This is a genomic window from Staphylococcus sp. GDX8P80P (genome assembly GCF_017893095.1).
Taxonomy (GTDB): domain Bacteria; phylum Bacillota; class Bacilli; order Staphylococcales; family Staphylococcaceae; genus Staphylococcus; species Staphylococcus borealis.
The window spans coordinates 1-12,155 of record NZ_JAESMI010000063.1 but is presented as its reverse complement, the minus strand read 5'-3'; the positions used below and the strand labels follow the sequence as shown (position 1 = coordinate 12,155).

Below are 12,155 nucleotides of genomic sequence, written 5' to 3'. Positions count from 1 at the left end.
AACTGAGAAAAGCTTGATTTAAGCGCCTTCTCAGTTCAGTCAGCTACTGCGAATTTGCTAAATAGCTTCATTATATTATTTTTGTCCCAGCCTCTTCCATTTTATTTAATTAATCAATTATGTAATACCTAAATATATATAAAGACTAAAAGAAACGAATGACTACATAATTCAAATTAAAACGTTAATTCGTTTGATAATTTTTGAGCTGAAACAACAGTTCCAACTACACCAGGTTTTAAATCGATGGCAACAGCTTGATTATTATCACGTAATTTATCTAACCAATCACTAAATACGCTGCCTTCAATTTCAATTAACTCACACTCTTCAAAGTCTTCATCTCGAACTTTAAGCGCTCTATTTTTTAAACTCCAAACAGGCATAATTTGAGGTTTTTCTTCTTTATCATCACTGATTAATATGAAGTGACTTTCACCTTGTTTCGTTAAGCCGAATACTTGGTCTTCTTTGGCTACATCCCTCACAAATTCTTTAATGCGAATTTTATCCAATTCTGACATTAATTCGTCAGTCATTTGTACAACGTTAACAATCTGTCCTTCTGTTTCAGCTGTTTGATTAATAACAACTTGATCATTTTCATCAAATAAGTCATCCAATTCATAGGTAACGAATGTATCCACATCAATTGTTAATACACGATCGTAGTCTATTGATGAATGCTTTAAATACGCTTCTGCTTGTCCTTCTTGAGTCCAAACACCGACATGATTTTGATCATTACTATTTATTCTGATTAATTTTTTATTTTGGCTAGCAACATAAAACGTTTCATTAATCAGCACATCTTTAAAATAAGTCTCATTCTTGTAAGACAATGCGTAACCCTCCATTTCTATTTTGGTAACAATTAAAATAGTAAATGACAATACTTAAGCCGTCAAATATCTGTATCGAAAATGATGTTATTAAGATAGTACATTTAAAACATTCTTGTTTTGAATCTAAAATAAAACTAGAGTTGAGAAAAGGCTAATACGCGTGCCTACTCAACTCTAGTTCATAACTCATATTTATTTTAAACAATACACTTCTTGTCGACTTACGATTGTATATTTAATAAATGATTACTTTTCTAGATCAGCTAAAAAAGATTGTTCAATCTTCTCAATAGATTCCTTTGATTCGCCTCTCCAAATACAACCGAAGCGAGAATTAACTTTGTTTTTTCCAAACCAATCTCCATCGTAATAAGACAATGGGTACAATACGCCTTGTTTAACATATTTTAAAATAGTATTAAAGAAATGCTCATTATCACCATTAGAGAAGTAGCTATAAAATTTTTGATAGGTCGAATTCAGTTCCTCTTGTAATAATAGCATGCTTGTAGAGCCATTTTGTCTAAAGTTTAAATCGATTGCAAAAACGTCGTCATTCTTATCTAGGAGTAAATCGAAACCAGCTACACCAAAGAAACCGAGTTTCACACCATTTTCCATTATTTCTCGACCGGCATCAATTACTTGTTGTGGAACATTATGAACATTTTCATTACCTGCATAAAATCCATATTTATCTGTAATTTGATGTGCTGTACCTAAATAGGTCACACCAATATCTTCAGAATAAGCAAATTGCACACAATAGTTCTTAACCGCTTCAATTTTCTGTTCAATAATTAGGTTATCAGTCGCATCACTAGCTTCTAAGATACGTTGTGTGGCTTTAGCCAAATCCGCTTCATCATAGCAAATCATGACACCATATCCACCTGCTGTCGGCAAATCGTCTCCAGGTTTAATAACAAATGGAAATGTCCATTCTTTAATACGCGCTTTGAAATCATTAATAGATACAATTTCACGATCTGGCAAAAATTTATGATTCGTCCACTCTGGTATACGCGCTTTATTGTTTAATGCTACAAATGTTTCTTTCTGAACAGCGTAGCAATCATCTGGTACAACGTCATCACTATGAATATATTGAAAATAAATCGCTTTACCTTCTTCGTGAACAATTCGATTTAACAATGCTTCATATGTTTCACGATTTTTAAATTGATACGTATGTGTTGGAACTTTTTTTCCGACTAGAGCAAATAATTGAACTAATTTATCAGTAATACTTGCCTCATGTACAATCATCGGCATAGAATCTGCAATAAGCATTTCTCGACCCGTTAAGAAATTAGATTGATGTTCCTCAGGTTTTAGCCAAGGGTTTGAAACATATGATGGTCTCGAGTTATACACAACATTGTCATTATATAAATCACTTAAAGTTAATTTTAGTTCTTTTTCGTTCATTGTCATCTAGACTGCCCCTTTATTTGAGAGTACTGTTGAACTACGTCATCAAACATTCTCTTATTTTCAATTAATTCTAATCCCATTAATGCTATGATTTTAGCACCATGAATTAACGCTTGATCACCGTGCACACTCGCTGCAGCCTCTCTAAATCTATGTGTATGACCAACTAAATTTCTAGAGCCTATTTTCACATGAGGGTGAATCGTAGGTACTATATGACTGACATTACCCGTATCTGTCGATCCAAAACCAAAATCGTCATGACTGACATCTTCACCTACTTCATTTGCATATTTCTCAAATAACGCGTCTAATTTAGGTGTCTTTATAAATTCATTTACACCATTCTGTATCGGTCCAAATTCATAATCACAACCTGTTTGAATCGCTGCTCCTCTCGCAATTTGATTGACCTTTTCAGTTAAAACATCTAATTCTTTACGTGTTGTTGCACGCGTATAGAATCGGGCATGTGTAAAGTCCGGAATAATGTTAGCTGCTTTGCCACCATCTAAAATAACGCCATGTACGCGTTGACTTTTTTTAATGTGTTGTCTTAATTGTGCTACACCATTAAAATATGAAATCATCGCATCAAGTGCATTTAAAGCTTCATCAGCATTTTCTGAAGCATGTGCACTCTTGCCATAGAATTTTATATCTAAGACATCTACAGCGAGCGTATCAATAGTTGGATAGGTTTCATTCCCAGGGTGAATCATTAAAGCGATGTCGATATCATCAATAATGCCAGCTTTAACATATGACGCTTTGGCACTTCCATTCTCGCCGCCTTCTTCAGCTGGACAACCGAGCACAACAACCTTTCCCCCAATGCGGTTTATCACTTGTTTTAATGCTGAACCTGCAAGTACGCTAGCAGTCCCAATAATGTTATGGCCACAGGCGTGACCTAATCCCGGCAGTGCATCATATTCTGCTAAATAGCCAATCGTAGGACCTTCTTGCCCAGAATCATAAGTGGCTATAAAACCTGTAGCATGCCCAGCAATATCCGTTTCTATTTCAAAGTCATTATCTTTCAATTTATCAATCAGTGTTCTAGAGGCAAAGATCTCCTCATTACCTAATTCAGGGCGTTCATGTATTCGATGACTAATTTCAACATAATCATATTTATTATTCTCTATATAATCTAAAATTTCTTGTTTATTACTCATAAATCATAACTCCCTTATTTTTACGACAATCGTTTTTGCTACTATCTTCAATCGTTTATATTTCTTATCATCAGATAATTATTACCTATTTTATCGGATTTAAAGATGGTTGTCATTAGATTTCCATGTATTTACAAAATTTTCTCACAATTCATTTAATTTCATATCCACTATCGGGACTATAATTTTGAAAATTGTAAATACCTTTAACTATTGATACAATCAAATCGTTAACTTAATAATTAAATTTATTGCTTATAGGAGGATTTATGATGACTAAAATGAACGTTGAAAGTTTTAATTTAGATCATACTAAGGTTGTAGCACCTTTCGTGCGTTTAGCTGGTACAATGGAAGGTTTGAATGGTGATGTGATTAAAAAATACGATATTCGTTTCAAACAACCTAATAAAGAACATATGGAAATGCCTGGGTTACACTCACTCGAACATTTAATGGCTGAGAACATCAGAAATCATACTGATAAAGTTGTAGATTTAAGTCCAATGGGTTGTCAAACTGGTTTTTATGTGTCATTTATTAATCATGATGATTATGAAGATGTATTAAATATCATTGAAAAAACATTAAATGATGTGTTAAGTGCTACTGAAGTTCCTGCTTGTAACGAAGTTCAATGTGGGTGGGCTGCAAGCCATTCACTTGAAGGTGCAAAAGAAATCGCGCAAGCATTTCTTGATAAACGTAATGAATGGTCTGATATATATGGTGAAGGTAAATAATATTACCCGTTCATAAAGTGAATATTTAAAAAGAAAAAGAGGCTGAGACATTTTATTTTGTCTTAGCCTCTTTTTCTTTTAGCTGTAGTTGACTGATTTGAAAATGCGTTTAAATCAAGCATTTTTTCAAACCACGTCATCTTTGCTGTCAGAGCCCCAGCTAAGAGATATTCATGAAGAAAATCTCCGAACTAAGCTAGCTAGGGTGGAACAACAAATTTATTTTAATTTTTGTCCCGCTCTCTGATCTGATTATTTTATAATTTTTTTACTAATCCAATTAATACAAACTGTAATGGTAATCTTAAATATAGCGCCCATTTTGGCACTTGTTTATCACCTAAAGGTAATTCTTTACGTGCCATGTAAACATTTGCGGGCAATACAGCTAATAAGAATAGGTTAATACCTTTTTTTAACCAATTAGCAGGACGTTTTAATAACAACATAATACCGAAGAAAATCTCAAATACACCTGTTACTAAAACAGCCGTTTTTTGTAATGGTAAATAATCTGGAACGATATTTCTAAATGAACGTTCATGTGTAAAATGAAGTACACCAGCTGTTCCAAACGCTAAACCTAATAAATAACGGAATACTTTCATTAATGTTCCACTCCCATTTCATTTAAATAACTCTTACCAAATTCAGGCAATTCAACATTGAAATTATCCGCGATTGTTGCACCAATTGAACTAAATGTAGTATCTCCTGATAATTCATGGTATGCATCTATTTTAGGGCTAAACATCAACACTGGAATATATTCTCGTGTATGGTCAGTACCCTCTGCAATTGGATCATTACCATGATCTGCCGTAATAATAACTAAATCATCTTCTTGTAAATTATCAATTAATTCTGGTAAGCGTTCGTCGAAATCTTTAATTGCTTGTGCATAACCATCTTTATCTCTGCGGTGACCATATAATGCATCAAAATCCACTAAATTCAAGAAGCTGATACCATTAAAGTCTTTTTTAACGACATTAATCAGTTGATCCATGCCATCCATATTATTTTTAGTTCTTATTGCTTCTGTTACACCTTCACCGTCATAAATGTCATTAATTTTACCAATTGCAATAACATCATAGTCATGATCTTTTAATGTGTTCATGACTGTTTTACCAAATGGTTTAAGCGCATAATCATGACGATTAGACGTACGTGTAAAGTTTCCTGGCTCACCTACATATGGGCGTGCAATAACACGGCCAATTAAGTACTTAGGATCTTTAGTTAATTCACGTACCTTTTCGCAAATATCATACAATTCTTCAAGTGGGATAATATCTTCATGTGCAGCAATTTGAAGTACTGGGTCTGCACTAGTATAAACAATTAAATCTCCTGTCTTCATTTGATGTTCGCCTAATTCATCAATAATTGCAGTACCTGAAGCAGGTTTATTTGCCACAACTTTTCGACCTGTCATTTCTTCAATCTCTTGAATTAATTCATCAGGAAATCCATTCGGATAAACTTTAAATGGTTGCATGATATTTAGTCCCATAATTTCCCAATGTCCTGTCATCGTATCTTTTCCGACAGAAGCTTCACTTAATTTAGTATAAAACGCACCTGGTTGTTCAACTTTATTGACCACTGGTAAGTCTTCAATATTACCTAATCCTAATTTTTCTAAATTAGGTAATGATTGGTTAAACCCTTCTAACGTGTGTTTTAATGTGTGTGAACCTTCATCATTAAAAGCTGCAGCATCAGGTGCTTCACCAATACCTACTGAATCCATGACAATTAAATGCACTCTTTTAAATGGTGTCGTCATATTTAACACTCCTACTCTGTAATTATTTTATGAATTAATGTTGGTGTTTTTGCTTGTGCTTTAATTTCGATACTTTCGTCAAGTTTCTTAATGACATCATCAACATTTTCACGATTACTGTGAATCGTTAATAAAGACTCACCTTCATTGACTTTGTCTCCTACTTTCTTATTCAACACAATGCCAACACTTAAATCTATGTCATCTTCTTTCGTTTGTCTTCCCGCACCTAACATCATTGAAGCAACTCCAATTTCATTTGCAATAAGCTCTGAAACAATACCACTTGATTTTGCTTTATAATCAATTTGATATTGGGCAGTCGGTAATAACTCCGGTGAATCGACAACTGAAGCATCGCCACCTTGATTTTCTAAAAATGTTTTGAATTTATCTAGTGCTGAACCATTTTCAATGGCTTCATTGAGCAATTGACGCGCCTCTTCAAGTGTACTTGCTCTTTCAGCAAGTACGACCATTTGTGAACCTAATGTTAATACTAGTTCAGTTAAATCTTCAGGTCCTTGACCATTTAATGTATCAATCGCTTCTCTTAATTCTAAAGCATTCCCAATCGCACGACCAAGTGGTTGGCTCATATCTGAAATAATAGCCATTGTATTTCTACCAACATTATTTCCTATGCTAACCATAGCATGTGCTAAAGCCTCAGCGTCTTCTAATGTTTTCATGAATGCACCATTTCCAGTTTTAACATCTAGGACGATTGCATCAGCACCCGCGGCAATTTTCTTACTCATGATAGATGATGCGATTAGAGGAATAGAGTTAACTGTTCCTGTAACATCTCTTAATGCGTATAGTTTCTTGTCTGCAGGTGTTAAATTGCCTGTTTGTCCAATCACTGCAACTTGGTCTTCATTAACAAGTTTAATGAACTCCGCTTCAGAGATTTCAACATGGAATCCATCAATAGATTCTAATTTATCAATCGTACCGCCCGTATGTCCTAAACCACGGCCACTCATTTTAGCAACTGGCACTCCCACTGCAGCTACTAATGGTGCCAACACTAGCGTCGTCGTATCTCCAACACCACCAGTTGAGTGTTTATCTACTTTAATACCATTAATTTTTGATAAATCAATAACATCACCTGAATTAACCATTGCCATAGTTAAAGCTGCACGCTCTTCTTCATTCATATCTTGGAAAAAGATTGCCATCGCTAAACTAGAAGCTTGATAATCAGGAATGTCCCCTTCCGTGTAACCTTTGATAAAGAATTCAATTTCCTCTTTAGATAATGATTTGCCATCGCGTTTCTTTTCAATAATATCTACCATTCTCATAATTCTGAACCCCTCTCAAAATAAGCTGTTGTATCTGTGTGCTGTTACATCAATTGCATGATTAATAATCAGAATCTGACTCTAAGCCTTGAATAATTTGAACACCAGCACTCGCACCTATACGAGTAGCGCCTGCGTCAATCATTTTATTGAAATCTTCTAAATTACGCACGCCACCTGAAGCTTTAACCTCTAATGCGTCTCCCACAGTGTCTTTCATCAATTTCACATCTTCTGGTGTAGCGCCTCCCCCAGCAAAGCCAGTTGATGTTTTAACGAAATCTGCTCCAGCAGCTTTTGCTAGTTCACTTGCTTTCACTTTTTCATCGTCTGTTAAAAGAACAGTTTCAATTATAACTTTCACAGTTTTTCCGTTAGCTGCGCCAACTACGCCTTCAATATCTTTTTGAACGTCTTCATATCTTCCATCTTTAAGTGCGCCTATATTGATAACCATATCAATTTCAGACGCGCCATTTTTAATCGCATCTTCTGCTTCAAAAATTTTAGTAGCAGTTGTATTTGCTCCTAATGGAAAACCAATCACAGTACAAACTAATACATCTGAGCCATTTAACTTTTCTGATGCATATTTAACGTGTGTAGGATTTACACAAATTGATTTGAAATCATACGCTTTAGCTTCGTCAATAATTTTATCAATTTGTTGACGTGTAGATTCCGGCTTCAATAAAGTGTGATCAATAAATTTTGCATAATTCATAGTAGTTTCCTCCAATATGTTGTTAAATTTAATCAATATTCCTTAAAATTAGAATATTAACTTTTCATATTAATATAGCCCTCTCATGTATATAGTACAAAAATTCGCAAAAAAGTTAAACAAATGTTATCTTAATCTTAACAATCATGATAAGGAGAAGATATTAATGACAAATGGCACACCCCACATTCAACCAAATGGAGCGAAAATCGCTAAAACGGTTTTAATGCCTGGCGATCCATTACGCGCAAAATATATTGCAGATAACTTTTTAGAAAATGTAGAACAATTTAACGAAGTTAGAAATATGTTTGGTTATACAGGTACTTACAAAGGTAAAGAAGTTTCAGTTATGGGCTCTGGAATGGGTATACCAAGTATTGGTATTTATTCATATGAATTATATAATTTCTTTGATGTTGACACTATTATTCGTGTTGGTTCATGTGGTGCTTTACAAGAAGATGTTAACTTATATGATGTAATTATTGCTCAAGCAGCATCTACTAACTCTAATTATGTAGACCAATTTAATATTCCTGGCCACTTTGCCCCAATCGCTGATTTCGAACTTATTACTAAAGCTAAAAATATTGCTGATAAAATTGGAGCAGTAAGTCATGTAGGGAATGTACTATCTTCAGATACATTCTATAATGCTGATGCAACGTTCAATGACAATTGGAAAAAAATGGGAATTTTAGGTATTGAAATGGAATCAGCAGGTTTATACTTAAATGCAATTAATGCTGGTAAGAAAGCATTAGGTATTTTTACAGTTAGTGACCATATTCTTAGAGATGAAGCAACTACAGCTGAAGAGAGACAAAACTCATTTACGCAAATGATGGAAATTGCATTAGAAGTTGCTGAATAACAATAAACAATAAACGAGGTTAGGAAATAATCCCTAACAAAATAACCAGTAAATGAGTTTTATAAATTCATTTACTGGTTTTTTCGTTTACAATACGTCGTATTTATATATCATTTTACTTTGAAATATTTTAAAAAAATAAGGCACTTTCGTATCATTTAGTAAGTACTAGCAAACTAAATTAACGAAGTGCCTTAAATTTAAAGATTAGAGCATGACTCAAATCACTCTACTAAGATCATTGTAAGTCTTATCTCAATGAACGATATTGAAAGTCATGTGCTTAATAACACCCTTATGATTAAACTAAATATGATTTGAACATCCAATTGTGTTTATCAACAGAATTTTTCATTCCGATGAACATATCTTCTGATACATCATCGCCAGCTTCTCCTGCTACTTCAATAGATTTAACTAATTGCTCTGAAATATTTGTTAAATCTTTTGAGAATGCTTCTACCATTTGTTCTGCTGAGTAGTTTTTACCCGCTTCATCAACGATTGAAATGTCTAAGCTTTCTTTTAATGTTCCAACTGGATTACCGCCAATTGCTAAAATACGTTCAGCTAAGTCATCTACATATTGACTTGCTTCGTTATATAACTCTTCAAATTTCTCATGTAATGAGAAGAAATTAGGACCTTTAACGTACCAATGGAAATTGTGTAATTTTGTATAAGCTACTGTCCAGTTCGCAACTTGTTGGTTTAATTCTTTTACTACATCTTGTTGACTCATTATATTCTCTCCTTGTTTATCACTATTTTTTCTCTTTATTACAATTATTATTATATTATAATTATTATAATCTGTAAATAGATATGTTCATCTTTTTTTATGATGACTTTATGCGTAAGTTAAAAACTTTTATATGGTATATTAAAAGCCATTCATCTGCATTTGAAAAGTAATTTGCACTATCATTTAAATAATTTTATTATCATTAGTGTATATGAAATTATCAATTAAAATAAAAAATTATCAATTAATCTCGATTATCGTCAATAAAGAAAGTTTTTTCATATTCATTAGGTTGGTGCCAATGTGTCTTCCACATTCTATTTCGATTATTAGCAAATAAATTATAAGCCCAATCTCTAATAGGACGTGGCGTAACTTTGAGCAACAATCCTAACCACTTATAATCAGTAGTTGCAAGTATAAGACTCGCTATAGCATTAGATTTGAATTCTAAATGTTGACCACGTTGTAATATAACGCTGTTTTTATTTAATGCTTCTGGATGCTGTTCAAATAAATGATGTGCTGATTCACTCTTTAAGGTTGTAAATTCATAGCTTTTAGGAAGTCCATGTTGTATTAACCAAATACAATAGTTATAGCAATACACACAATTACCGTCATAATAAATAATTGGCATCTTCTATCACCTTCCAATACTTCTTAGTATTCATATTCCATGATTTGACTTATGTTAAACACTAAAAGTGATACAGACAAGGTTTAACTTTATAGTGACGCCGTTGTAAATCAGTTAATCGACTACATCTATATTATTTCTAATAAAAAAGAGTGGACTAGAATTCCTTTCGAATTCATTGTCCACTCACTAGAACTAAAACAACCATACTATGATAACTGTTTCAGATTAGCCAACTTCTATTAACATAGAAAATAGTTCATCTTGGCGTTCTCTGGATTCCAGCCATTTTATTTATTCATGATTTACTTTAACAATTCTTGTATATTTAAGAAATTGTTTTGAGTATTTACGTTTAATATCCTCTAATCGATCATATGTTACGCCAATAATATGCCAGTTTGGATTGAAATGGTAGAATGAATCTTTTTCTCTTGACCACTTAACCATTTGTCCTTCTTTATTATATCTAGGTAATGTCACTTCATACCCTTCAAGTACATTAATATATGTCTGAAATATGTCAGGATCAATTCTATTAAAGTTATCAATGACTAAGTAACTTTTATCATTTTTAGGCATCAATTGTGTAATAAACCCTTCACGATAATATAATGCACCAGCTTCATTTGGTAAATACTTACCATACAACATATCTTCCGTAAAATCTGGATGCCCACTCGTAATCACAGGGTTAGCATTTGTCTTTTGTAGTAAATTATTTGCTGCTTTCAATCCTTCTTCACGTTGTTCTACTACTAATAATATGAAAGGTTTAATACCTTCTTCATGATGTTCTGTATCAATTTCTGTTTTCTTAATCGTTTCAAAAGGCGTTTTGATGCCATCATTGTTACTCATTTCAATAATTGCATCATACTGTGTTTGGCTCATGCTTGCGATAGCTTGCTTCGCATTTTCTTGTAAGAAATACAGATTTTTTAACTTAGGATGTTTGTTCAATGCACCTAAAGTTACAGGCGTAATATGTTTATCATAGTATATTTCAATGGCTGTACTATTGGTTCTACCTGGAATCGGTGGTTTCTCATGAATATGTCGAGATACCTCTCCAATGCCTACCACTGACTGATTCTCGTATTTATTATAGAATACAAGGTTATCTCCCACTTCTAATTGATTATAAAAGTGATAGCCATTGCGTTTGATGCCATTATAAGTGTGCGTATAAATCGTATAATATTCACCTGGCTCAAATGACTCAGTTTCAGATAGGAAGAAATAGCGTGGAAGTTTTTCTTCGCCTTTGCCTAATGATACAATTAAATCATATTCTTCTTTAGTTAATTGATTAATTAATGTTTCACGCATGTTGTTCATGCGAAAATCGAGTGTCTCACTACGCTTTAAATAATCTGTTGTTAAAGGCTTTAATAATTCGTTAAATTTAAATTCAACTCTTATTTTATTTTGAGCGCCTGTTTGTACGCTAATAATCTCACCAATACCAAGTAATCCAGTATCCGTTTGGACTTGATAAAATATAACTTGATCACCTGTTTTGGCTTTTTTAAAAGCTCTAAAACCTTGGGTAGGATTAAACTGGGCGCCAGATTCAAATAAAGTTGTTTGACCTACTAAAGGCTCGTTATGATTCCATCTCGTATAGCCACAATTAAGCCAAAAGTAATTTATTTCTTCTTCCATAGTGGATCTCCTTTAAATGTATTCTTATAAATCAATATGTATCCCTATTTATTGTAATATTTAAATTTTTAAAGTTACTTAAGTTATGCTTTAAATCTTAACATATCGACGTAATTTTATGTTTAATTTTTTTATATTCTATCACATTTTAATAAGTTGCAAAAAAATAGGTTCTAAGAGAAATGCG

Annotated in this window: 12 protein-coding genes; 2 read left to right on the top strand and 10 right to left on the bottom strand. The window is 33.1% G+C overall.

Annotated elements, in window-relative coordinates; genetic code table 11:
* Positions 1-176 precede the first annotated feature (176 nt).
* The 3 genes from KA858_RS06300 to KA858_RS06290 all read right to left on the bottom strand — a co-directional run bounded on the left by KA858_RS06300 (position 177) and on the right by KA858_RS06290 (position 3,463).
* Positions 177-842: a DUF2750 domain-containing protein gene (locus KA858_RS06300; protein ID WP_107630308.1), complete on the bottom strand. Its 666-nt coding sequence runs from the start codon at positions 840-842 to the stop codon at positions 177-179.
* 249 nt (positions 843-1,091) lie between these two features.
* Positions 1,092-2,282, bottom strand: coding sequence for an L-aspartate--L-methionine ligase LdmS (gene ldmS / locus KA858_RS06295; RefSeq protein WP_210135259.1), 1,191 nt, complete (start codon positions 2,280-2,282; stop codon positions 1,092-1,094).
* Positions 2,279-3,463 carry a M20 family metallopeptidase gene (locus KA858_RS06290; protein WP_210135258.1) on the bottom strand — a complete coding sequence of 395 codons (1,185 nt, stop codon included), beginning with the start codon at positions 3,461-3,463 and terminating at the stop codon, positions 2,279-2,281. Before KA858_RS06290 ends, ldmS begins: the two co-directional genes overlap by 4 nt.
* A gap of 272 nt (positions 3,464-3,735) precedes the next feature.
* On the opposite strand from KA858_RS06290, the gene KA858_RS06285 reads away from it, so the two are divergent.
* Positions 3,736-4,206: an S-ribosylhomocysteine lyase gene (locus KA858_RS06285; RefSeq protein ID WP_210135257.1), complete on the top strand. Its 471-nt coding sequence runs from the start codon at positions 3,736-3,738 to the stop codon at positions 4,204-4,206.
* A 257-nt stretch (positions 4,207-4,463) separates the two neighbouring features.
* On the opposite strand, the gene KA858_RS06280 is transcribed toward KA858_RS06285, so the two are convergent.
* The 4 genes from KA858_RS06280 to deoC all read right to left on the bottom strand — a co-directional run bounded on the left by KA858_RS06280 (position 4,464) and on the right by deoC (position 8,038).
* Complete coding sequence (locus KA858_RS06280; protein WP_193839097.1) at positions 4,464-4,814, bottom strand: DoxX family protein; 351 nt, start codon at positions 4,812-4,814, stop codon at positions 4,464-4,466.
* Positions 4,814-6,001 (bottom strand): phosphopentomutase, encoded by a 1,188-nt coding sequence (gene deoB / locus KA858_RS06275; protein WP_075109259.1) that lies wholly within the window; start codon positions 5,999-6,001, stop codon positions 4,814-4,816. The genes KA858_RS06280 and deoB overlap by 1 nt, the downstream gene beginning before the upstream one ends.
* An 11-nt stretch (positions 6,002-6,012) precedes the next feature.
* Complete coding sequence (locus KA858_RS06270; RefSeq protein ID WP_210135256.1) at positions 6,013-7,314, bottom strand: pyrimidine-nucleoside phosphorylase; 1,302 nt, start codon at positions 7,312-7,314, stop codon at positions 6,013-6,015.
* 61 nt (positions 7,315-7,375) lie between these two features.
* A complete protein-coding gene (deoC, locus tag KA858_RS06265) occupies positions 7,376-8,038 on the bottom strand; it encodes a deoxyribose-phosphate aldolase (protein ID WP_075109261.1) in 663 nt (220 codons plus the stop codon).
* A 166-nt stretch (positions 8,039-8,204) separates the two neighbouring features.
* Here deoC and deoD point away from each other — a divergent pair, with 166 nt between their 5' ends.
* The gene (gene deoD / locus KA858_RS06260) at positions 8,205-8,915 is read left to right on the top strand and encodes a purine-nucleoside phosphorylase (protein ID WP_070855643.1); all 711 of its coding nucleotides are present in this window, start codon (positions 8,205-8,207) and stop codon (positions 8,913-8,915) included.
* 301 nt (positions 8,916-9,216) lie between these two features.
* On the opposite strand, the gene KA858_RS06255 is transcribed toward deoD, so the two are convergent.
* From KA858_RS06255 to KA858_RS06245, 3 genes are all read right to left on the bottom strand, one after another.
* Positions 9,217-9,660 carry a Dps family protein gene (locus KA858_RS06255; protein WP_142237146.1) on the bottom strand — a complete coding sequence of 148 codons (444 nt, stop codon included), beginning with the start codon at positions 9,658-9,660 and terminating at the stop codon, positions 9,217-9,219.
* 244 nt (positions 9,661-9,904) lie between these two features.
* Complete coding sequence (locus tag KA858_RS06250) at positions 9,905-10,300, bottom strand: thiol-disulfide oxidoreductase DCC family protein (protein ID WP_193839094.1); 396 nt, start codon at positions 10,298-10,300, stop codon at positions 9,905-9,907.
* A gap of 294 nt (positions 10,301-10,594) precedes the next feature.
* A complete protein-coding gene (locus KA858_RS06245) occupies positions 10,595-11,968 on the bottom strand; it encodes an EVE domain-containing protein (RefSeq protein WP_075109264.1) in 1,374 nt (457 codons plus the stop codon).
* Positions 11,969-12,155: the final 187 nt, after the last annotated feature.